This is a genomic window from Cyclobacterium sp. SOCE241 (genome assembly GCF_056867545.1).
Window position 1 is genome coordinate 4958047 of record NZ_CP149779.1, and the last position, 23626, is coordinate 4981672.

20 protein-coding genes and 4 pseudogenes are annotated in these 23626 nt (G+C 38.7%); 18 read left to right on the forward strand and 6 right to left on the reverse strand.

Annotated elements, in window-relative coordinates; genetic code table 11:
- Window positions 1-3: 3 nt before the first annotated feature.
- The 7 genes from WG932_RS25180 to WG932_RS25210 all read left to right on the forward strand — a co-directional run bounded on the left by WG932_RS25180 (window position 4) and on the right by WG932_RS25210 (window position 6073).
- Entirely contained in the window at window positions 4-1494 is a 1491-nt protein-coding gene (locus WG932_RS25180) for a RagB/SusD family nutrient uptake outer membrane protein (protein ID WP_339676320.1), read from the forward strand.
- A gap of 60 nt (window positions 1495-1554) precedes the next feature.
- Window positions 1555-2805: a sulfatase family protein gene (locus WG932_RS25185; RefSeq protein ID WP_483085810.1), complete on the forward strand. Its 1251-nt coding sequence runs from the start codon at window positions 1555-1557 to the stop codon at window positions 2803-2805.
- Window positions 2748-3014, forward strand: a complete 267-nt coding sequence (locus WG932_RS25190) for a hypothetical protein (protein WP_483085811.1) — start codon at window positions 2748-2750, stop codon at window positions 3012-3014. Before WG932_RS25185 ends, WG932_RS25190 begins: the two co-directional genes overlap by 58 nt.
- Window positions 3015-3026: 12 nt before the next feature.
- Window positions 3027-3539 (forward strand): sulfatase-like hydrolase/transferase, encoded by a 513-nt coding sequence (locus tag WG932_RS25195; protein ID WP_483085812.1) that lies wholly within the window; start codon window positions 3027-3029, stop codon window positions 3537-3539.
- Window positions 3540-3562: 23 nt separating this feature from the next.
- Window positions 3563-4654, forward strand: a complete 1092-nt coding sequence (locus tag WG932_RS25200) for a sulfatase/phosphatase domain-containing protein (protein WP_483085813.1) — start codon at window positions 3563-3565, stop codon at window positions 4652-4654.
- 199 nt (window positions 4655-4853) lie between these two features.
- Entirely contained in the window at window positions 4854-5729 is an 876-nt protein-coding gene (locus WG932_RS25205) for an alginate lyase family protein (RefSeq protein WP_483085814.1), read from the forward strand.
- A gap of 44 nt (window positions 5730-5773) precedes the next feature.
- The gene (locus WG932_RS25210) at window positions 5774-6073 is read left to right on the forward strand and encodes a hypothetical protein (RefSeq protein WP_483085815.1); all 300 of its coding nucleotides are present in this window, start codon (window positions 5774-5776) and stop codon (window positions 6071-6073) included.
- 21 nt (window positions 6074-6094) lie between these two features.
- Here the strand turns inward: WG932_RS25210 and WG932_RS25215 are convergent, their stop codons facing one another.
- Both WG932_RS25215 and WG932_RS25220 read right to left on the reverse strand, forming a co-directional pair.
- Window positions 6095-6967 carry a TonB-dependent receptor plug domain-containing protein gene (locus WG932_RS25215; protein ID WP_483085816.1) on the reverse strand — a complete coding sequence of 291 codons (873 nt, stop codon included), beginning with the start codon at window positions 6965-6967 and terminating at the stop codon, window positions 6095-6097.
- Complete coding sequence (locus WG932_RS25220; RefSeq protein ID WP_483085817.1) at window positions 6916-7920, reverse strand: TonB-dependent receptor; 1005 nt, start codon at window positions 7918-7920, stop codon at window positions 6916-6918. Before WG932_RS25220 ends, WG932_RS25215 begins: the two co-directional genes overlap by 52 nt.
- A 245-nt stretch (window positions 7921-8165) precedes the next feature.
- Between WG932_RS25220 and WG932_RS25225 the strand changes: the two are divergent.
- Window positions 8166-10117, forward strand: a pseudogene (locus WG932_RS25225) (M1 family metallopeptidase).
- A gap of 90 nt (window positions 10118-10207) precedes the next feature.
- Here the strand turns inward: WG932_RS25225 and WG932_RS25230 are convergent.
- Together WG932_RS25230 and WG932_RS25235 are read right to left on the reverse strand one after the other, a co-directional pair.
- Window positions 10208-10585, reverse strand: coding sequence for a VOC family protein (locus WG932_RS25230; RefSeq protein WP_483085818.1), 378 nt, complete (start codon window positions 10583-10585; stop codon window positions 10208-10210).
- 121 nt (window positions 10586-10706) lie between these two features.
- Entirely contained in the window at window positions 10707-12338 is a 1632-nt protein-coding gene (locus tag WG932_RS25235) for a S41 family peptidase (RefSeq protein WP_483085819.1), read from the reverse strand.
- Between the two features lie 173 nt (window positions 12339-12511).
- Between WG932_RS25235 and WG932_RS25240 the strand changes: the two genes are divergently transcribed.
- The 4 genes and pseudogenes from WG932_RS25240 (at window position 12512) to WG932_RS25255 (ending at window position 15055) form a co-directional block, all read left to right on the forward strand.
- Window positions 12512-13270, forward strand: a complete 759-nt coding sequence (locus WG932_RS25240; RefSeq protein ID WP_014020500.1) for a hemerythrin domain-containing protein — start codon at window positions 12512-12514, stop codon at window positions 13268-13270.
- A pseudogene (gene ruvX, locus WG932_RS25245) lies at window positions 13270-13682 on the forward strand (Holliday junction resolvase RuvX). The gene WG932_RS25240 and the pseudogene ruvX overlap by 1 nt, the downstream one beginning before the upstream one ends.
- Window positions 13679-14227, forward strand: coding sequence for a peptide deformylase (gene def, locus WG932_RS25250; RefSeq protein WP_339676302.1), 549 nt, complete (start codon window positions 13679-13681; stop codon window positions 14225-14227). Before ruvX ends, def begins: the two are co-directional and overlap by 4 nt.
- A gap of 36 nt (window positions 14228-14263) precedes the next feature.
- A complete protein-coding gene (locus tag WG932_RS25255; protein ID WP_483085820.1) occupies window positions 14264-15055 on the forward strand; it encodes an amidohydrolase in 792 nt (263 codons plus the stop codon).
- Between the two features lie 221 nt (window positions 15056-15276).
- On the opposite strand, the gene WG932_RS25260 is transcribed toward WG932_RS25255, so the two are convergent.
- Both WG932_RS25260 and WG932_RS25265 read right to left on the reverse strand, forming a co-directional pair.
- Window positions 15277-16956 carry a T9SS type A sorting domain-containing protein gene (locus tag WG932_RS25260; RefSeq protein ID WP_483085821.1) on the reverse strand — a complete coding sequence of 560 codons (1680 nt, stop codon included), beginning with the start codon at window positions 16954-16956 and terminating at the stop codon, window positions 15277-15279.
- Between the two features lie 53 nt (window positions 16957-17009).
- A complete protein-coding gene (locus tag WG932_RS25265; protein ID WP_483085822.1) occupies window positions 17010-17207 on the reverse strand; it encodes a hypothetical protein in 198 nt (65 codons plus the stop codon).
- A 381-nt stretch (window positions 17208-17588) separates the two neighbouring features.
- On the opposite strand from WG932_RS25265, the pseudogene WG932_RS25270 reads away from it, so the two are divergent.
- The 6 genes and pseudogenes from WG932_RS25270 to folE all read left to right on the forward strand — a co-directional run bounded on the left by WG932_RS25270 (window position 17589) and on the right by folE (window position 23608).
- A pseudogene (locus WG932_RS25270) lies at window positions 17589-18880 on the forward strand (UDP-N-acetylmuramoyl-tripeptide--D-alanyl-D-alanine ligase).
- A gap of 360 nt (window positions 18881-19240) precedes the next feature.
- On the forward strand, window positions 19241-19708 hold the full coding sequence (locus WG932_RS25275; protein ID WP_483085823.1) for a DinB family protein: 468 nt from the start codon (window positions 19241-19243) through the stop codon (window positions 19706-19708).
- Between the two features lie 271 nt (window positions 19709-19979).
- Window positions 19980-21368, forward strand: a complete 1389-nt coding sequence (locus WG932_RS25280) for a sulfatase family protein (protein WP_483085824.1) — start codon at window positions 19980-19982, stop codon at window positions 21366-21368.
- A 488-nt stretch (window positions 21369-21856) separates the two neighbouring features.
- Entirely contained in the window at window positions 21857-22132 is a 276-nt protein-coding gene (locus WG932_RS25285) for a hypothetical protein (RefSeq protein ID WP_187770914.1), read from the forward strand.
- Window positions 22133-22566: 434 nt separating this feature from the next.
- A complete protein-coding gene (locus WG932_RS25290; RefSeq protein ID WP_483085825.1) occupies window positions 22567-22824 on the forward strand; it encodes a MerC domain-containing protein in 258 nt (85 codons plus the stop codon).
- Window positions 22825-22956: 132 nt separating this feature from the next.
- Window positions 22957-23608 (forward strand): annotated as a pseudogene (gene folE / locus WG932_RS25295) (GTP cyclohydrolase I FolE).
- Window positions 23609-23626: the final 18 nt, after the last annotated feature.

The following is a 23626-nucleotide window of genomic DNA, read 5'->3' on the forward strand; positions in this document are numbered from 1 at the left end:
AACATGAAAAATATAAAACATATTGCATTTTTATTTCTACTTCTAAGTTCAACTTCTTGTATGGATGAGTTCTTGAAAGAGGCTCCGGAAGATAGATTTGTAATTGGTAATTTCTACAGTAGTCAGTCAGACGCTGAAGCGGCGGTAACAGCAGTTTACAGAAAATTATATGACATCTATGAACGAAATATGTTCATCTTAAATGATCTCCCTGCAGATACCGAAAAGAATGGTTTGGGAATGCCAAATCAATACCTTCAAAACCTCGAATATTTGAGACATACCTCAGAAAATCAATTTACGAGTACCATGTGGCAACAAAACTATGATGGGATTGCTAGAGCAAATACAGCCATTCTTAATATTCCTGCCATTGAGATGGATGAAACCGTAAAAGCCAGACTAATTGGAGAGGCTAAATTTTTAAGAGCATTGTATTATTTCAATTTGGTACGTTTTTACGGAGATGTTCCGCTAATTTTAAAACTTGAATCTGTAGAAGATGCTTTAGGCCCCAGAGTTGCGAGTGCTGAGGTTTATCAGCAAATTATCAATGACCTGATGGATGCAGAGAGTAGCTTACCTGAAATTTATGCTGAAAATGATATAGGAAGAGCCACAAAGGGAGCTGCCAAAATTCTTTTAGGAAAGGTGTACCTGACCATGAAAGAATTTAATAAATCAGTTGAAAAATTGGCAGAGGTAATCAATAATGAAGGAGATTATGGATATGGTTTGCATGAAGACTATAGAGACAATTGGCGTCCGGCCACCGAGACTGGAAAAGAAATGGTATTTGGGATAGAGTTTATGGATCCCCCGGGAAATGGGAATTCCGCGATGGTGTTACAGGGACCAAAGTATTCTTTACCCGGAGGTTTTGCAGTGCTAGGTTTGGTTAATTCAAATGAGGCAGATATCCCCACAAGAGATCTTTATGATAGATTTACTGACGATGATGAGAGAAAAGCCGGGACATTCAGGACTGATTTTGTAAGTCTCCTTGATGGGTCTATTCATACCTCTACCATTCCAATTTTCACAAAATATTGGGAAGAAAATGAAAGCAATCCGAGTAATAGCGATGCCAATATGAATGTGATTCGATACGCAGATGCATTGTTAATGTATGCCGAGGCATTGAACGAAATAGGGCAGACCGAGGCCGCTGCAATTCCTCTCAATAGAGTCATGGAAAGAGCCTATAATTCAACCTTACACAATGTTTCTGGGTTAAGCACTGATGATATGAGGACGCTTATTTACGAGGAACGACACAAGGAATTGGCTATGGAAGGACACCGTTGGTTTGACTTGGTTAGAACAGGCAGGTTTGTCCAACGAATGAAGGACCATGCTGCATATGAAGCAAGTGTAGCCGAATCAAACAAAGTAGAATTGGCACAAAATATTAAAGACCATATGGTATTGATGCCGATTCCTCAGAGGGAAATAGATTTAAATCCGGAACTTACCCAAAACCCCGGGTATTAACCCTATCTGAATAGGAGAGTGCATTGGTTTGCACTCTCTTTTCTTTTACCAATCGAAATTATGTATAATAAGTTTTTGTGTACAATTGTATTTATCGGCCTGTTTTTACATTCTTATGTTTGGGGCCAAGAGATTGGACTTCCTAACATAGTATTGATTTATGCAGATGATTTAGGATATGGAGATTTAGGGAGTTATGGAGCTCTTGATATTGAAACCCCTAACTTGGATAAGTTAGCCAATGAAGGCATGCGTTTCACAAACTTTGAAGTAGCTCAGGCTGTTTGTAGTGCATCAAGAGCCGGTATCATGACAGGCACCTATCCTAACCGAATAGGGTTAAGTGGTGCATTGAATCCTCACGCTATCATCGGACTTAATCCTTCGGAAGAAACTCTTGCAGAGTTGGTGAAAAAAGCCGGTAATTATAAGACAGCCTTATTTGGTAAGTGGCATTTGGGGCATCATAGGCCTTTTCTTCCACTGCAACAGGGCTTTGATGAATTTGTTGGTCTTCCTTATTCCAACGACATGTGGAAATGGACCTATGACATGCATTTAGCAACTCCTGAAACCCATGCAAGAAAAGCAAGTTATCCGGAACTACCCCTTTTGCAAGGGAATACCACAAGAGCTTATATCAAAAACCTTGAGGATCAGGCAAAATTAACTACCCTATATACAGAGGAAGCTACTCGGTTTATTAAAGAAAATCAATCCGGTCCTTTTTTATTGGTTGTCCCTCACTCTATGCCCCATGTTCCTTTGGCGGTTTCGGAAAAATTTAAAGGAAAAAGTAATCAAGGGCTGTATGGTGATGTGATCATGGAAATTGATTGGTCGGTAGGGGAAATAATCAAAGCCTTGGATGATAATGAATTGTCAGAAAATACCATTGTGATTTTTACTTCAGATAATGGCCCTTGGTTAAACTTTGGCGATCATGCTGGGTCTGCTGGGGGACTGAGAGAAGGTAAAGGGACTAGTTTTGAAGGTGGACAAAGGGTTCCATGTATTGTAAAATGGCCTGCAAAGATTCCGTCAGGAACAATAAATAATAATTTGGCCTCAACAATTGATTTTTTCCCGACTTTTGCGGAAATTTTGCAAGTACCTTTACCTGAGAGAAAAATTGATGGGGTAAGTATTTTGGAACTTTGGGAAAATAAACCCGGAGCCAGACCAAGAGAAACTTTTAACTACTATTATCAAAAAATGCATTGGAAGCCATTAGGAGAGACAACTGGAAACTGGTGTTTCCGCATGTCCACAGGACCTATAAAGGGTCTGCCCCCGGAAAGGAAGGCGTGAATGGGCCCACAAAACAAGCCAAAACCGACCTGGCATTGTATGACCTGCGGAGAGATCCCGGTGAACGTTATGATGTTCAGGAAGAGAATCCAGAAATTGTTGCGGAATTATCAGCATTAGCAAATGAGGTACGCAAAGACCTTGGTGATGACTTATTGGGAATTACCGGAGAAAACAGAAGAGAACCTGGAAGAATTAAATCAAATTAAACAATAAACAAAATGAATTTTTGTAAACTTAAAATAGTCTTTTACATAGTGGCTCTTACTTATTTTGCCATGGGATGTCAAACGAAAGAAAAGCAAATTGAAGACGAAAAGCCACCCAATATCTTGTTTATCATGTCTGATGATCATGCGTATCAGGCCATTAGCGCATACGGGCATGGATTGAATGAAACACCCAATATTGACAGAATAGCCAATGAAGGTGCGATCTTCACCAGAGCCACGGTAACCAACTCTATCTGTGCTCCTAGTAGAGCCGTATTGCTTACCGGTAAGCACAGTTTCATCAATGGTAAGGTAGACAATGTCCAGCCTTTTAACTGGGATCAAGAGAGTTTCCCTAAAATCTTACAGGCCAATGGTTACCAAACAGCATTGATCGGGAAAATACATCTAAATGGTTTGCCTCAGGGTTTTGATTATTCCATGGTGCTGCCGGGCCAAGGGCATTATTACAATCCCGATTTTCTCGTCAATGGCGAAAAAAACGGTTTGAAGGATATGTAACAGATATTACGACGGATGAAGCCTTGAAATGGCTAAAAAGTGGTAGGGATCAGGATAAACCTTTTGCTTTAATGTATCATCAAAAAGCCCCTCACAGAAACTGGAAACCTGCGGAGGAATACCTGACTTTGTATGATGATCGAGATTTCACTCCACCGGCAAATTTTTATGACCAAGAAACCAATTATGCAAATAGAGGTACTGCGGCCAAAACCCAGGAAATGGAAATTGACGGACATGCGCAATGGGGCCATGATTTTAAATTGGAAATAGATCCCTATGGAGACAGCACCGGTTTTAGCAATCAATTGAAACGACTCAATCCAGATCAGTTGGCTAAATGGAAAGCTGCCTATGATCCTAAAAATGAAGCCTTTTTAAAGGCCTTTGGTCAAGGTGATGAGTCCACTTTTAGCGATGCCAAAAAGAAACAAATCGCCCATTGGAAATTTAACAGGTACATTAAAGATTACTTAAGAACTATCAAATCGGTAGATGATGGTGTAGGAGAGGTTTTGGATTATTTAGAAGCCAATGGCCTAGCAGAGAACACCATAGTTGTTTATACTTCAGACCAAGGGTTTTATCTGGGTGAACATGGTTGGTTTGATAAACGTTTTATGTACGAACAATCTTTTAGAACACCTTTGTTGGTGCGTTACCCTAAGGAAATTAAACCCGGAACTGAAATTGACAAGCTGGTTCAAAATTTAGATTTTGCGCCTACTTTTCTTGATTATGCCGGAATTGATGCTCCACAAGAAATGCAAGGAGAATCCTTCCGTAAGTTGGTTAGTGGGGAATCAGGAGACTGGCGTGATGCCGTTTATTATACTTATTATGAATACCCTTCTGTACATATGGTAAAACGTCATTATGGGGTGGCTACCGACCGGTACAAGTTGATTCATTTTTACTATGACATTGATGAATGGGAAATGTATGATTTGAAAGAAGATCCTTCGGAAATGAACAATATTTACGATGATCCGGAATATGCAGAGGTAAGGGCTATGATGCATGAAAGGCTGGTAGAGCTAAGAGAAAAATATGGAGATAGTGATGCCAATGATAAAAAATACTTGGATGCGTACCTGGAAGCTCGAAAAAAATAAAATGAGGCAATAGTATTAGCATCTTTTGGAACTGAGAAAGCCCCAATCTATAGTTGAATACTGTTGATTGGGGCTTTTGGTTTTATCCTGTCATTAAAACCTATGCATTCGAGATTTTTGCTTTGTTCGATTTATAGTTTTTCTTTTTTAAACCGATATTGTATCATCTTTAGTCGATTAAAAGTTAAATTCAATTAAAATGGCCACCAAACGAATTTCTTTATTAGCGATATTGATTGCCGCTTCCTTGTGTTTAGGAATAAAATCGAGACCTAAATCCAATCTTTTGCCCAATAAGCCGATTGGCGTGTTGGTTTCTCCCAAAGAGCTATTGGAAATAAAAGAAAAAGCCAATAAAGGAATTGAACCTTATCACACCAACCTAGATGAATTTCTAATGTTTATCGATGATCTGATCAAAGAGTCAGAACAATGGGAGCCACTTCCGGAGGAAGTGAAGGTGGTGGGGAGAAGTTCCTCTCATCCTATCCAGCTAAGTTCAACCGGAGGTAAGCTAGTTTATGGTTTGGCCATTGCTTGGCACCTTACAGGGGATGAATCTTATGCCCAAAAAGCCAGAGACTTAATTTTAGATCTAAGTTCTACTTACAATTACCAAAATGCAGAAGAAAAGAGGTTTGACTGGGGAGCGCAGGGCATACTTAATCTTGCCAGAGGTGGTACACCCTATATTTATGCAGCGGACCTGCTTGAAGGTTGGGAGCAATGGACGGTGAAAGACAAATTAACCTACCAAGTTTGGTTAAGAGATGTCATGTACAGTAAAGTGGCCTGGGCAAGTCGTTATAGGAAAAACAACTGGGGAGTGGCAGGCTCTTTTTCTGCTGCTCTGATTGCTTATTACCTGATGGATCATCCTGATTGGAAGCTTGAAGAAATTAGCCCCAAATACCGAAGTTTAAGTCCCAAAGAGGCTTTTGCAGCACACAATGCGTTACAAATTGGCAGGCAGAAAACGACTGACGATTGGAAGTTAGATGCTAAAGTGAATCTTTGGGGGATTTTACCTAATGGAGCAATCCCAGAGGAAATCCGAAGGGGGATGACCCCATAGATGGTGATTATCTGCCTTCCGAAGGAAGTGGTACACATTATACCATGACCTATATCGAGCACCTTACAGCGCACGCCGAATTTTTAAGAAGATTAGGGGATCATTCTATTTATGACAATATTGAAAAAGACGGTTCCGGTTCCCTGCGAAAAGCTTACCATTTCGTAATAAATAATCCCAAAGGGGCCCACTGTTTTACCTCAAACCGAATCAATGCATTGTATATGGCTTATAATTATTACAAGGATCCTGAAATGCTTCGCTCTCTCAAAGATTGCGGTCCCGGAAACATTTCAGGTCAACGATTGGCCCTTTTTGGCAGGTTGACCCATCCTATTCTTTAACTTCGTTTTGCCTATAGCATTTTATTTTAGTCTGAAATTCATCCCAGCCCTTGCCCATCTTCCGGGCATTTGTACCGTGCCTGCCTCAATATAATCGGTATTGCTAATGTTGGAAACTTCGGTAAAAAAGCTGAATTTCTTAAGACGATTGAAATCCAATCGGGCATCTAAGAGAAAATATGGATCCAAGCTCATCCTTTCGATGTACCGCATTTTAGCTGTCAACTCAATATTGTTTTTGAAGGCCAGTTGAAAACCGGATATTAGCTGGTGTCTAAGAGCTGTTAAAGAGTACCTCGTTTCAATACCTTCCTTTTCAATGAGATTGGCATCAATGAAATTATAACTTAAGCTTACTTCTCGCAACTGGAGATCATTTTGGGTCCCTTCAAATCGGTACTGAAAACCTGCTTCCACACCTTGAAAAGTTACTTCATTAAAATTTTGAGGTTTCCAGGGGCCTTCGGAATCTTCTCTGGTCCATTCTATCAGATTATCAGTATGCCTGTTGAAATACACCAATTCTGCTATGAACCCATTTTTTGATAATTTAAACCCAGCTTCATAATTAACGGCTTTTTCTGGTTCTAGCATGTCGTTGCCAATATTCGTTGGCCCTACATAATACAAGTCAGTGTAAGTTGGAATTCTAAAGCTTACCCCAAAATTGGCATAAGACCTAAGCCAAGGATTGAGCTGATAGCCCAACTCAGCACCGGGAAAATGCTTCCATCCATATTCTGAGTAATAGTTGGAATATAGTCCGGCTCTAATATCCCCATGCTTGGAGAAGTTTGTTCGGTGTTCCAAAAAGGCGCCCATAATGGTCCTTTCTCTCAGCCCTAAATTATTGCTGTCAATTTTTTCCTGTCTTCCTTCCACGCCAAAGCCCAAGGTGCCGAAATTAGTTTCTTGGCGCCCGTTGATTTCAAGTGCATAAACATTCGTAGTGTGTTGATTTTGGAAAAAGAAGGGTCGTTTCTTTTCAATAGAAACTCATCTTTATTGCTTCTCCAATAGGCTCTGGATTGAACGTAGGTGTTACCCTTTTCGAGGGTATGGCTGATGGCTGCCAAGCCGGTCTGTATGCTTTCCCATTGATCTGGGAATGAACTTGAATAAAAACCATTGGCACCAAAATCTCTGTTGGCGAAGGAAAGTATGGTTTTTATCTCCTGAAATGCATTCACATCAAAGCCTGCTTCATAGAATATGGTGTTGATAGAATAATCACTGTTGTGCCAGTGCCCATCACTGGCATTATGAGATACAGCCAGGCTCTGCTTGAATTTCCCAATAGGTAAGGAAACTTGGAAAGAGCCACCTCTCATGCCAAAGTCACCACCGTAAAGTCCAGCCTGTAGGTTAAAACTTTCAGGGAGCTCTGTAATAATATTAATTGCTCCTGCATAGGCATTCTGCCCATAAATTCTAGAAGCAGGTCCCTTAAGGATATCAATTCTCTGTACACTTGCTAGTGGTACAGGAATATTCACCATATGGTGTCCGGTTTGAGGATCTGAAAGTTTAATGCCATTTACCAACATCAGGGTTTGCTCAAAGGAGCCTCCCCTGATACCGATATCTGCTTGCACACCACTTACTCCTCTTTGTCTTACATCCAAGCCCGGTGTGAAAGATAATATCTCTTGGAGACTGCGGGCAGGGGCGGTTTCAATATCCTTTCGATGGATAATGCTAATGTTCCTTGAACTTTTGGAAAATGGAATTTCCATCCGATTTTCTTTTATGATTACCTCATTGAGGGTTTGAATGGTGCTGTCATTTTGGGCAAAGGATGCCGAAGTGGCAATGAATATAAAGGCGATAAACAGTAAGTATTTCATAAATTAATTATTTGCGCTTCAAATTACTCCTCAAAAATTCACAAATACAAATCCGAAGATTGTAGGAGTTTATGGAGGTCAAGTAAAAATTTGATGAAGACGACTACTTTTTGTCAAAATAAACTTTCAATAATGTGGGAGAATCAAAGCAGTTTATGGGTGAATTCAAGTAGAGGGAAGAAGGATTTATTTGATTGAAACCCATTTATGTGGGGCGATTCTTTTAATTTAGCAAAAAAAGAACTATGAAATATAATCATCTAAGCAAATGGCTGATTGTAGCCTTGATGTTTTCCGCCAATTGGGTCTCTGCCCAGGTGACTGAAAATAACCAAAGTGACTTCAACGAATTTACTTATAGGCAAGGTTCAGCTTATAGGGCAGCTTCAGGAAAGCCGGGGCCAGAATACTGGCAAAATAAAGCAGACTATAAAATTGCAGTAACCCTGAATGAAGTAGAACATATTATTGCAGGTAAAGTAGATATTACCTATACGAACAATAGCCCTGAAAGCCTTCCATTTGTTTGGTTGCATTTGGAGCAAAACAGGTTTAAAGCAGATTCAAGAGGTACGCTTACTACTCCAATACAGGGGAACAGGTATTCAGGAGATGTTGATGGAGGTTTTGCTATCAATAATGTAGAGGCAAAATTAAGCAAGCGTGGAAGTTCTGTTTCTTCCAAGCACATCATTTCGGATACCAGAATGCAGGTCTTTTTTGACGAACCCATTCCGGCAAAGGGTGGGCAAGCCACAATTTCTATGAATTTTGAGTTTAAAATTCCTGTTAAAGGAATGGATAGAATGGGTAGATTGGATGTAGCTGACGGCACCATTTATGCCTTAGCCCAATGGTATCCTAAAGTAGCTGTATTTGACGATGTGGAGGGGTGGAACATAGAACCTTACCTCGGAGCAGGTGAGTTTTACCTAGAGTATGGGGACTTTGATTACCAAGTTACTGTTCCTTATGACCATATTGTGGTAGGTTCGGGAGCCTTGCAAAACCCCAAAGAAGTGCTGAGTAAAACCGTATTAGATCGCCTAGAAAAAGCTGAGAATAGTGATGAAACGGTTTTATTGATAAAGCCTGATGAAGTCACCAAGCCGGAATTAACCAGGCCCAAGCAAGAGGGAACATTGACTTGGCGTTTTAAAATCGAGAATGCCAGGGATGTGGCTTTTGCTTCATCTAGTGCATTTATTTGGGATGCAGCAAGGATCAATTTGCCTGAAGGTAAAAAAGCGATTGCACAATCTGCATATCCTAAAGAGAGTGATGGGCAAGATGCGTGGTCGAGGTCTACTGAATACAGTAAAGCATCCATAGAGCATTATTCCCATAAATGGTATCCTTACCCATATCCATCGGCTGTAAATGTGGCGGCAGATATTAATGGAATGGAATATCCGGGATTAAATTTTTGTAGCTATAAAAGCAAGGAAGGGTCGCTATGGGGCGTTACAGATCATGAGTTTGGGCACAATTGGTTTCCTATGATTGTTGGCTCTAATGAAAGACGTTATGCATGGATGGACGAAGGTTTTAATTCTTTTATCAACCATTACAGTTCAGAAGCATTCAATGATGGAGAATATGGATCTACTATGCAACAAACCAGAAAGTACCTCAAGTGGTTTAACAGTGAGGACAGAGAAGGGATAGACACCTATCCTGATGTAGCCAATACATCTAATCTGGGGATGATTGCTTACATGAAACCTGCCATAGGTTTATTGTTGTTGAGAGAATATATTTTGGGTGAAGAGCGTTTTGATAACGCCTTTAAAGCCTATATAGAAGCATGGGCCTACAAGCATCCACAACCCAATGATTTTTTCAATATTGTGGAAAATGTAGGTGGAGAAAACCTCTCATGGTTCTGGAAATCTTGGTTTTATGGTACTGACAATATTGATTTGGCTATTGAAAATGTGGTGCCTTATGGCAATGATCAAGTGGTCATCCTTAGCAATAAAGGAGGTGTGCCAATGCCAGTTAAGTTAGGGCTTACTTATGCAGATGGAAGTAAAGAGAGTATAGTGTTGCCTGTAGAGATATGGCAAAGAGGAGACAGTTGGAATTACCAACACAAATCTAATAAGCAGCTTGTAGGTGTTGAGATTGATCCGGAAAAATCCTTCCGGATATCAACATAGCCAATGACAAATGGCCAAGTGAAATTTATAAATAAGAAAAAGGAGGAGCTACAAGGCTCCTCCTTTTTTCTTTATTAATGGGTTCCTATATTTATCGTTTTTTTAAATAAAATCATCATTGATTTCTATCCAGTAGCCGTTTGGATCTTGAAAAAGATTTGATGAATTCCATCAGGACGCAGGTTTACTTTTCCATTGAGGCCTTCTGAGTTCCCGAACGGTATATTTTTCTCTTGAAGCTTTTTGATAAATGCATCCATATCCTTGACACAAAAGCATAGGTGGTTGGTTCTGTCAATGTTTTGTTCCTTCCAAGGAACCTCCCGTGCGATTACGTGAATGGATAACCCGTATCCTATCCCAAACCACGTATGTAGGTGGTCTTTAAATGGGTCTTCAATTTTAGGTAGTCCTATAATTTCCTCGTAAAACTGATTGGTCTTCTCAAGGTCTTTGGCATAGATCGCAACGTGATTGACTTTTAAATGGGCAAATTCACTCATGGAAAATGGATGATTTGAGTTAAGTATAAACGGTTTTCGAAGGGAAAATTACCCTTTTAACGAACAAAAATATAAAAAAAGCCGGAGGTTCTATTCCTCCGGCTTTTAAGTGAAATACAGCTTATTCTTCAAAGAAGGCCAATGATTCCGCATTTTCCAGTAGCTTGATTGCTTGCTGATAGATTTCATTGACTTCATTTATAACTTTATAGAAGGCATCATCATCGTAAATATTTCTTGCCATATGAGCCTTTAAGAGCACCTGTAAATAATGTTTAGATTTTTTAAAATCTTTTTCATTGAATTCAACCTTGTATTTTTCTCCCATTTTCACCAAGTCGTTCAACATGGCGTCAGAGATTTCAAAGTTTTTATTGTATTCCTCAAAAGGCATTTTATCAAACTTCTTTTTGTTGGTGTCCAAATAATCCAGAATGTATTCTCTCCATGATTCGGACCTGAACAACCTATTGACATAGGAACTTGACATGCTGGTATCCATTGGGACAAAATAATCCGGCATGATTCCTCCTCCGCCGTAAACAGTTCTTCCTTTAAGGGTTTCGTACTTTAAACTGTCATTAAAATTAATGCTGTCTGCACTGTAAAATTCTCCATGCTCCAATCTATTGAAGTAATCCATGGCATAATCTTCATCATTCTCCCCATAAGGTTTTTGAATGGATCTGCCTGACGGAGTGTAATACCTCGCGATGGTAAGGCGCAGTTCTGCACCATCAGATAGGTCAATAGGCATTTGAACAAGCCCTTTTCCAAAAGACCTTCTGCCGACAATCAGTCCCCTGTCATTGTCTTGAATTGCCCCTGCCACAATTTCAGAGGCTGAAGCACTTCCCTCATTGACCAATACTATTACAGAGCCTTCTTCAAATGCTCCGGGCCGCACGGCAAATGCCTCTTGGCTGTACCTGTCAAGCTTTCCTATCTGTGAAACAATTACCGCTTTGTCTTTCAACATCTCGTCAGCTATGTTTATGGCAGCACCCATATAACCTCCCGGATTTCCTTGAAGGTCAATGATCAAACGCTCCATGCCCTCGCCTTTTAATTCTTGCAATGCATTGCGAAATTCTTCATGAGTATTGGCAGCAAACCTAGTGATTTTTATATAGCCTGTTTGTCCATCTATCATGTAAGAAGCATTTACACTGTATTGTGGAATCTTGTCCCGAGTAATATTAAAATCAAGGAATTCCGATTCATGCTTCCTTTTTATGGCAATTTCTACCTGACTCCCTTTAGGACCACGTAGTAAATCAAATACATCCCTGTTGGTAACCCCTGTACCGGCTACAGTTTCGCCGTCTACTTTAATGATTTGGTCGCCGGGCAGTAATCCTATTTTTTCTGAGGGGCCTCCGGTAAGCGGTGATACAACGTAAATGGTGTCTCTCAAAATACCAAACTCTATACCTATACCATCAAATTCACCCTCTAACTGAGATTTAGCTAAGGCCGCATCTTTTGCAGGTATGTAACTTGAGTGTGGGTCTAGTTTTCCCAGCATTTGCTCTATCCCAAATTCTACCAACTCATTGGTGTCAACACTGTCTACATAATCCCTGTTGATATAAGTAATGATCTCCTGCAATTTATAAATTGCAGATTTTAGATCGTTTCTGTCTGAAGAGGGGGCCGCAAAGGTAGCTCCTATCCAAATCCCTGCTGATATACCCAAAGCCAAAAAAATGGGTAGTCGTATCTGTGATTTTGTATTCTTCTTTATGCTCACGTTATTCCTATTTATATTTTTAATGCAAAGAAAAGCATCGTTTAATTTAATTGTTTTTTACCAATATTACAATTAAACATGTATTGAAGGCGTTTCGTTTAGATAAACGTAATATTTTTAAAATCGGTGCTGTAACTTACTTTTTTACGTTTATTTCTTTTAATTTTGTGATAATGCACTCTTCAAAAAACAAACATAGAAAATCCATTGCAGAATTGGTTACAGAAAACCATGTTTTAGCAGAAGTGCTGCACTATTTTGGAATAAGTTTTTTTCAACATGAGCACCACTCTTTAGAAGAAGTATGTGCACAGTACAAAGTGAGTCCTTTTCAGGTAATCGCTGAGTTGGAAGAATGGGCCGGTAGAGTAGAGCCTACCAAAGATGAGCTCTTTCTACACCCAATAGGGGTTTTGGTGGGTTACCTAAAGAAGAAGCATAGGCATTTTATTAGGCAAGCTTTGCCTTTTCTTACCAGTATGGTGGAAGGCATAGAGATGGAAAAAAGCCAAAAAAGCTTGATTACAGATCTTCGGCTGATGTTTCCACTGTTTGTTGATGATTTTATTCATCATATTCATGAAGAGGAAGATACCTTGTTTGAAAGGATCGCCTACTTGCATGAAATAGAAGGCGGTGCCATCCCCTTGGTTGAAGCCATAAAAGTGTTTGAATTACCCTCCATTCAGAAAATGGCAGAAGAACATGATGCCCATGACGATGAAATGATAGGTATTCGAAAACTCACCAATGATTATGAAATATCAGGTGAGGCAAGTGTTTCTATGCGTGTGCTTTTCATCGAACTTCAAAAGCTGGAAAAGGAATTAATGATTCACGCAAAAATTGAAAATGACCTGCTGTTCCCTAAGGCGGTAGAACTTGAGCGGGAAGTTTTAAGAAGACTTCGTTTGCAAATAAAAAACAATTGATGGGTAGAGTTTTGGCCATCGACCTAGGGACTAAGCGTACAGGCTTAGCCGTCACTGATCCATTGATGATTGTGGCAAGTCCATTAGAAACTATACCTACGCATCAATTGTTAGAATATTTGAAGCGCTATACAAATAGCGAGGAGGTATCAACAATTGTATTGGGATGGCCTAAATCTCTGGATGGGACAGCTACCAATATGACCCAGCCGGTCTTGGCATTGGAAAAAAACTAAAGAAAACTTTTCCTGCAATACCTGTGGAACTGGTAGATGAGCGTTTTACCTCCAAAATGGCCATGCAATCCATGATCAATATGGGAAGCAAGAAAAAAGATAGAAAAGAAAAAGCGGGCAATCTGGATAAAATTAGTGCCGCTATAATTTTACAAACATATTTAGATAGAAAATGATATACCCTATAGTAGCTTTTGGTCACCCGGTACTTAAAAAAGAAGCAGAAGAAATTCATGAAGGAGAAGAGGTGAGCGGGTTAATTCATGACATGTTTGAAACTATGGGTAAAGCCAACGGCGTAGGCTTGGCAGCCCCGCAAATCAATAAAGGAATACGACTTTTTGTGATTGATAGTAACCTTATGCTGGATGAGGAAGATGAAGAAAAAGGCATAAGGAAAGCTTTTATCAACCCCATCATTCTAGATGAGTATGGTGACAAGTATGTTTTCGAGGAAGGTTGTTTGAGCATTCCTGAAGTGAGGGCAGAGATTACAAGGCCAGAAAAATTGACCATTGAATATTTTGACGAAAACTGGAACCTCAAGGAGGAAGAATTTTCCGGAATGACCGCAAGGGTGATTCAACATGAATACGATCACATAGAAGGCATACTTTTTGTTGATTATTTAAAAGGGCTTAAAAGAAGAATGGTAAAGGGTAAATTAATAGATATAAGCAAAGGGAAGGTGCCTACAGACTACCGTATGATGTACCCTTGATTTTTCCTTAATGATTACTCACCCTTAATTTTTAACATGCAAAACCTTACTTTAGCATTAGTTCAAACAGATATATATTGGGAAAATAGTGCGGCTAACCTTGCCATGTTTGAGGAAAAGCTGTGGGGGATAAAAGAAAAGGCGGATATCATTGTCTTGCCGGAAATGTTTACCACCGGCTTTACCATGAATTCAGAGGATCAATCAGAGCCCATGAATCTTCATGCCAGCAAATGGTTGCTCCAAATGGCCTCACAACTGAAATCGATCATTACCGGGAGTGTGATCATTAAGGAAGGTGGAAAGCATTATAATCGACTACTTTGGGCTACTCCTGAAGGAGAGCTCCTCCACTATGATAAAAGACACCTCTTTCGCATGGCCGGTGAAGACAACTACTTTTCCATGGGAATGGAAAATAAAACCTTTACTTGTAAAGGATGGAAAATAAGACCTCAAATCTGTTATGATTTGAGATTCCCTTTATGGTCCCGAAATGCCTCTACCCCCGAGGGAGAGATGGACTATGATTTGATTTTTTATATCGCATCCTGGCCGGCGTCAAGAGTGACTGCATGGGATGCTTTACTCCGTGCAAGGGCTGTAGAAAATCTTTGCTATTGTGTAGGGGTGAATCGTGTAGGTGAAGATGGAAACGGTGTAAATTATTGTGGACATTCTGCGGCTTATGGATTCAAGGGTGATGAATTGATTCAATGCGGTGAAATAGCTAAGATTTCCACTGTTACCCTTGATGGAAAAGCACTATTAGATTACAGAACCAAGTTTCCGGCTTGGAAGGATGCTGATAAGCTTTCTTTGGGTTGATTTGGTGAAAAAATAGATTTCGTAAAAATCCCCCTTGATCCCCCTTTAAAAAAAGGTGGAGTTCGTGCTTTTCAGATTGCAGCTATGTTTCTGGATTTTAATTGGATCATTTCTATTCATTAATACCGATTCTGTCTTCTCTGCTAATATTCGCAACTCCTCCTTGGAAAGAGAGCAAAGCATGTCCCGGCCATAGTAGGGAGGGAATGTTACAGGTACGGTTAAGGGCTAACAATCAGCTTTTTGTAATGCCTTTCATTCGCGTCATTTATAATTTCTAGCATGTACAAGCCTGAAGGTAAGTTATGGCCGTTAATTAAATTTTCCTGATTTTTCACCAAGTCTATGCCTTCCATAATAAGTGCTCCGGATGTACTGTAGATATTCAGCTTAGCAGCTCGATTGATCACAATTTTGAATTCCTGACCATGTGTTGGGTTGGGGAACAGTACTATTTCAGTAGTAGCCCCGGGTTCGGTACCTCCATCATCCAACTGGCTCAGGTACTCCAAACCACCTGCCCTGTTTCCAAGTATCAGATCAAAACCTTCACCTAATAGGTTTGGTATAAAGGTGATGGATGTATTGCGACCGAACCTGCTAGCTTCAAAACTGGTCTCTCCCATATTAATAGATACTTGAACTCGCTCAGTTTCTTTCATAAAATCCTCAAGGGCATACAAAATACCTTGTTGGTTGATGGCCATTAAAAAAGGAGATGCACCTGATTGTACCGCAACAGATAAATTTCTTGCCACAGGATTGTCGATGAAATCTAAGAAATCGTTATTCAACAATTCCAGTCCATAACCATTGTTTGGGTTAAATGAAAAAAGCAGAAGTTCTCCCGTCTGCCTTGCCAGAAGTAAATAGTCATCTCTCTCATCATGGAAAAAGTGGACCTGATCCAATCCTCTCAATATTAGCGAGGGTAGGATTAATTCAGTTCGGTTCTCGGGGTTAGAGATGGTGGACAGATAAATTTTCTTTTCAGGAACATTGTTTTCATAGTAATCCCCTGTAACAATATGGTAAGTTTGATTGTCTTTGGTTGTATACCTTTGGTAGCTTGGTTCCGTCAGGTTAAGCTCCCCAATATTCAAGTAGTTGCTGGAGATCAATCGGGCCTGGTTGTCCCTTAGTTCATAAGCCCAAATGCGACCTTGTATTTCATCTCCGACCTTGGTGTTGGCCGCAATATAGAGCTCACCGGTGTATTGATTGCCTACAAAAAAAGGGCGTGAATTTTCTCCAAAATCTAGCATTTCTTCTTTTAAAAATAGGCTAGCATCCGATTCTTGCTCAGGGGATAGTCTATACAAAGCTTTTGCAAAATCAATGGTATAAGTATAAGCAGTGGCTGAAGAATGGGAAGAAACGATCAATGCCTCATCCAATACATACCCGGCATGAAAAATGGGGAATTGAGGCAATGGGCCAAATTCAGGTATGTGGGTACTAATTGTATTGAATATTGGTTCAGTATTTGTCCCTTTATTGGATAAAAAATAAAGACTATTGCATTCATCTCTTCCCATCAAAAGATCCTTTATCCCATCTCGATCAAGGTCCTTATATAGTAGACTGTGTCCTCCCGAATGCAGGGTTTTTAGGTTGTCAGTAGAAATCCGAGCATTCTTGATCGGTGTTCCATCGCAACTAAAACCAAAGCTAATGTCTCCACAATCACAAAACTCAAAATTCCCCCAATGGTTTTGAGAAGCTTTGAATTGGTCAATATCCGCTGTACCCTTCCTTTCCATGCTGGTATTTTGGTAGTATTCCAAAAAATCTCCTGAAGCAAAATTAAAGGTAAGTACATCCAAATCGCCATCATTGTCTAGGTCTTCGATGAGTGGGATATCTAATATATTGGTTGTTAGATTAGAGCCGTTTTCCAATCGAAGAAAATTTTGGGCAACTTCCCATGTAGGTATAGTACTGCCCTGATTACTTACATTCCTGTAAGCTTTGATGCCAAAAGGAGAACCTGTAAACAAATCTTTTTTCCATCCCCATCAAAGTCCACTAAGATCAAAAAAGCGTTTACATCTTCGGGGAACATATAATTACCTCCCGGAAGATACCGGTAGGAAGCACCACTTTTTTCAAACACTTTTATGGTTTCAGAATTAATGTCCCAGATTATCAATTCTTCTTCCCCATTATTATTGCTATCAAATTCCTGAAGTTGAGCTGAGTTTATCCCCCTGTAAAAGCCAAGGGTAGCGGTTCCCCATTTTCATCCAGAAACGTAAGGTTTGTTTGAAACTTAAATTCATATTGAGCCTTTACCATAGGAGTGACGAAAATAAACATCAAGAGCAGGTGAATTGATTTTGTCAACATAGGGGATAATTGCGGTTTGGCTGCTAAATCTTCTTAGGGCTTAAAATTAATTTTTTGCTTTCCATTAAGAAAGGTATTTTTGAACTTTAACGAGATTTAGTAGAAAACAGATACATTACTTTAATTTGTATTCAATGTAAAAGAAGGACTTGTTTGTTTTTTGCAAAAAAAATGATTAGGCAAAATGGATAAAATAGCGCAATTGTATGACCTTTACCTGTCTTCGAAACGTGTGTCTACAGATACCCGAACTATTGAAAAAGGAGACTTGTTTTTTGCTTTAAAAGGTCCTTCCTTTGATGGGAACCAATATGCGGAAAAAGCCTTGCTCTCTGGGGCCAAGGCAGTGGTCGTAGATGATCCGAAAGTGGTTGTGGACGAGCGTTATTTTTTGGTTGCAGATGTTTTAGTGGCTCTTCAACAATTGGCGAACCATCATCGGAAACAATTGGATATACCGGTTATTGGATTGACCGGTTCCAATGGCAAAACCACTACAAAAGAGCTTTTGGTTAGGGCCCTGTCCGGGAAATATGTGGTACAAGCAACTTATGGTAACCTCAATAACCACATCGGTGTTCCTTTGACTTTATTGAGTTTGAAACCGGGGACTTCAATGGCAATAATTGAAATGGGTGCCAGTAAGCAAGGGGATATTGATGAATTGTGTCGAATAGCATTGCCTACTCATGGACTGATTACCAATATAGGTAGAGCACATTTGGAGGGTATGGGTGGAACAGAGGGGGTATTGAAGACCAAGACGGAGCTATTTCAATATTTGCTGGAAACAGGAGGGCAAGTATTTATTAACTCCTCCCAGAAGATCTTTACCAATATGATTAGAAGGTTTGATCAGCCGGTCCTATTTCCAGGACCATCTGATTTTTGCCAAGTAACTTTTGAAGGAGCAAACCCCCATGTTACTTTTAGCTTGCCTCCGGATCAGACCATATATGTGTCCAACCTGATAGGACACTATAATTTTGACAATATTGCAGCAGCATTGTGCGTAGCCCAATATTTTGAAGTGTCATTAAAGGAGGCAGCAATGACCATTGCTGCTTATGTTCCTGAAAATATGCGATCTCAGGTCATTGAAAAAGAAGCAACATAATTTTATTGGATGCTTACAATGCCAACCCTTCCAGCATGGAAGCCGCTTTAAGGGCTTTCGATAAGTTGGATAAACGGAAACATAAAATGGTAATTCTTGGCGATATGTATGAGTTGGGCGAGTACAGCAAAGCTGAACATGAGAAAGTGGGAGAGTTGGTCAATCAAATGCGTTTGGATAAAATCTGTTTTACAGGAAAGGATACCCAATATGCCTTGTCTAAGGCTCCTAAAGCCCTATATTTCCCTGATCCTTTTTCCCTAAGGAACTGGCTCCGAGATTCCAATTTGGAAGACTACCAAATACTAATCAAAGGAAGCAGGGGGATGAAGTTGGAAGGCTTGCTTACTTTCGTTTAAGCAAGAGTTTAGAGAGCGTTCCGTACACCGAGTGGGAATTTGGGCTGAAAAGCCCTCCGATCCCAACTCAGTGTAAAGTGAAGTAACTGGCTTAATAGATTTGCCTGTATCTGCTAGTGGTATTTCCGTGTCTTGTAATGTAAGATAAATATTAGAGTCAAAGAACATTGCTCAACCCCTTGAATCTCTCACTTGGGTGAATTTTAGAGCTTCAATGAATTAATTAATTGTTGACAGAGAAACTGCAAATGAAGAAGAAACTTGCTATTAACAAGGAATAATCAATCATACCTAAAGCTGTTGCGCTTTAAATAGACACCGATGTTTGTAATGTAATACTGTATTCTCGAGAAAAATAAAATGAATCTATCTGAACTTATTATTTTAAATTTCAAAGAAATAAGAACAAGAAGCATTAAGCTTTGGAAAGGGCTACCTGAGAAATATTATAATTGGAAACCTGACGGAAAAGCAATGAGTGCGTCAGCAATGATAAGGCACGTTTTGGAAGCTGATTATGGCTGGAATATTATTATTAATCAGGGAGATATGTCAAATTACAAAACACCTTGGAAAAATCGCCCTTTCATTAGTGTTGATGATGAGCTAGAATTTGCGAAGCCCTATAGGAGGCAGTTTTTAGAAAGTGTTCGGCATTTTTCAGATACGGAATTTAATGAAACCGAAATTGTTCACCCAGGAAATGGAGAAAAGAAAATCCTTGCCAAATATTTGTTGCGAATTGGGTATCACGAATCAGTCCATGCTGGACATTTCCTTTCGTATTTAAGAGCAATGAAAATTGATCGCCCGGAGATATGGGACTGAAATGATGATAATACAAAAGAAAATAAAATGTTGCCATCATATCGGAAAACCCCAATATTTTTGAAGAATTAATGGGCACCATGCCTAAGTGTGTTTACAGTTAGGAAAGCAATTACTACTTGGATATTTTCAGGGATAGATTCCCAAAGTATTCATAATAATGTATTATTTTTCTTTTGATTACACCATCCAATAGAATGCCTTTAACAAATTTCTGGTTTAAATAAGCCTCATTATAGCTATATTGGTAATTATTTATAACCGAAAAATCATGAAGTTGGGACATTTTAATGTAATTATATTTTTATTGGCAATTATTACTGCTAGCTGTAATAACAAAGAGGTAAGAGACTCAAAAGATATTGAAACAAAGCCTAATATTTTATTGCTCTTTTCTGATGACCATCAATCGGATTTGATAAATGCGTTGGGAAATCCATACATTAAAACACCTCATTTAGACAAATTAGTAAAAGAAGGCACAACTTTTACCCAGGCATTTACAGAAACTCCGACTTGTGTTCCGAGTAGAGCGTCTTTATTGACCGGTTGTAGTTCTTTGACGCACAATAGTTTCTATCCAAGGTATTCAGGTACAGGTAATGAAAGTTTAGAAAAGTGGCCCAAGACAATGAAGGACGCAGGGTACACAACCTTTTGGACCGGAAAATGGAATGCTCATGGTGGTCCTGAAAGATGGGGAATCGATATGCAATCGAGGGTTTATATGGGAGGAATGGGGCCTCACATGATGAGTTTTGAAGAAAATGGAGAATCCATTACCGGCTTTAGTTCTGAATTGTTTGCAGATGCTGCCATCCGGTTTTTAAACGAAGAACAAACGAAACCATTCTTCTTAACAGTTGCCTTTACGGCTCCTCATGATCCTAGAACTCCTCCTCAGGAATATAAGGATATGTATAAGCCCAATGAAGTGCCTTTGCCTGCAAACTTTTATTCTGAATATCCTTATGAGGATGGGTATAAAAACATTCGAGATGAGAAACTACTGCCTTTCCCAAGAAATGTAGATTCTGTTAGGAATGAAATTGCGCTGTATTACGGGATGATTTCTCATATGGATACACAGATAGGCCGCATTTTGGAGGCTTTAGACAATAGCGGGTTAGCGGATAATACAATTGTTATTTATGCATCTGATAATGGACTGGCAGTGGGACATCATGGACTTCTTGGTAAGATGAGTTTTTATCGCCATAGTTTAAATGTTCCTTTGATTATTAAAGGGTCAGGAATTCCTAAAAACACCAAAACAGATGCCTTTGTATACCTATATGACCTCTACCCAACGATTTGTGAAATAGTAGGAATAGAGGTGCCACAAACAGTTGAGTCCAGTAGTTTTTTATCGATATTGAAAGGAGATTCAACAGCTGTACATCAATACATGTTCGGAGCTTTGGCAGATTTAAAGCGATCCGTTACTACCAAGCAATTTAAATTAATTCGTCACTACTATTCAAAAAATGAGATGCATGGTACAGATGAATATCTATTTTATGACCTTAAAAATGATCCTTTAGAAATTATCAACCAAATTCAAAACCCCGAATATTCCCAAGAAATATCCAAGTTGAAAGAGGTCCTAGCGAATTGGCAAGAGGAGAAAAACGATTTTTTGCCCAATAAATACGATTAGTGGAGTAAAAAAAAACATTATTTAATGATGTAGGGTGATGAAGCTCGAAATACGCTATCGACATTCTATTAGCGCTTAAAATTTTTTAAGTGTCTGATTTTTATTGGCTTATCAGTATCAATATTATTTCTACTTTATGGTACAAATTAAACTTTAACATGGTTTAAATAGGGGCGTTGAAATCAAAAGCTATTTATATATAAGATCGTTTAGTAAAATGTAACAATCTATCTTATGATCTATTCTCTATGAATATTTGAATTAATTTTAGTGTATTTTGTAAATTAGAAAATTCATCAGCCCAAGGTAAAATTAATATTTAGTAGGTAATATGAAATTAAATAAATACGTATTGGTGATTGCCTTTCTATTTTTTCTATTCAAAAGTCAATCTTGGGTTTGGGGGCAAACAATTGAAAAGTATCGAGTTGTAATCATGACAGACATGACTCATGATGATGGGAATTCGTTAATCCGCTACCTTCATTATGCTCACTTCAGTAAGAGCAGGACAGCTTGTTGCGTTTGACGCCTCCAAATCTTACGACCCGGAAGGACAAGAGCTAAATTTTTCATGGTTTTATTACCCGGAGGCCAGTAGTTATACAGGTAATCTCACCTTAGATAAGCCGGAAGATGCTAAGTTAACTTTTGAAATTCCCTCAGACATAAAAGCAGGAGAAATCCATTTAATCTTGCAAGTGACAGATTCAGGAAGTCCGGCACTTACTTCCTACAGGCGTATTGTTCTTTCTGCCAGCTAGCGATTATTTGGCAGAACTGCTGATGCTTTATTCTTTTTGGAATCCCATTGAATGCTATTAAGCTAGTTTTAGGAGCTATTTTTATTGATTTAAAAGTTCGTCAATTGAACTGAAAGCAGTCTAAATAGTATACAAGATTTTTGAAGACCGACAGCATGCCATTTTCTCAAAAAAGAATGGATACGTAGACGCCCAATCTCAGCTATAAAAGATTTTTGTTTTAAAACTTTCTCCTACTGAGGTTTACGAAATTTCAACACGAAATAAATTGTCTATTGCATATTTAGGTCTCAAGAATTATACATGTGAATATGAGAGGAGCCTCTGCTGATTTAAAAATTGCATAAAACAATATTTCTACAACATTGTTGCATTAATGATTTAAAAAACTAAATTTGCAACATGGTTGCATTAATAGTTTTGTTTTTATGAGAATGATTTTAGACAAACCCGACATTCTTGGTGCCTTTGCAAGTACATTATGTTTAATTCATTGCATGGCAACACCATTAATTTTTATAGCTCAAGCTTATCCAGAAAATGGGTTTAAAGAGGCTTTTTTTTGGTGGGTAAACTTAGATTATTTATTTATTATAATCTCATTTTTAGCTGTTGCACGCTCAGCTAAATATTCTGCAAACCAGATTTTGAAATACCTACTTTGGATCAATTGGGCTGTTTTGTTTTTTTAATAATCAATGAAAAGTTTCATTTTTTATCATTACCAGAAATAATAACCTATATAGTAGCTATTTCACTTGCAGTAATCCATATATATAATTTAAAATTTTGTCAATGTAAAACCAACTCATGTTGTGCTCAGAATGGATAAAAATGAGATTGAAAATATAGGTGATAATCATCTTTCAACAAATGTCCAAACGCCTTTACGCCCAGATGCATTTGAGAAATCTGATGAAGAAAAATTCAAAATATTCAGCAATATTTCTCAAAGATAATGGAAGAGCTTGGACTTGATTTGAATGATGACAGTTTATCAGGTACACCTTATAGGTTTGCTAAAATGTATGTAAAAGAGTTGTTTTACGGCTTAAATCCTGATAAAAAACCAAAGCTATCTGTTTTTGAGAATAAGTTTGGTTATAAAAAATGCTTGTAGAGCAAAACATAACCATTGACTCTTCCTGTGAACATCATTTTTTACCAATTACAGGTGAAGCCAATATTGCTTATGTTCCTAAAGAGAAAGTAATCGGCTTATCGAAAATAAACAGGCTGGTGGATTATTATTCCCATCGACCTCAAGTTCAAGAAAGGCTTTCTTTGCAAATCTTAAAGGACCTGCAATATGCTTTAGAGACAGAAGATGTAATTGTGGTGATTTCAGCCAAACACCTCTGTGTCTCATCAAGGGGGATTAAGGATAAAAACAGTTTTACCACAACGATAGAATATGGTGGCTGTTTTGAAGAGGAAAAATATAGAAATGAGTTTTTCAAAATATTAGGTCAATAGTTAAGTTAAATATTTTTC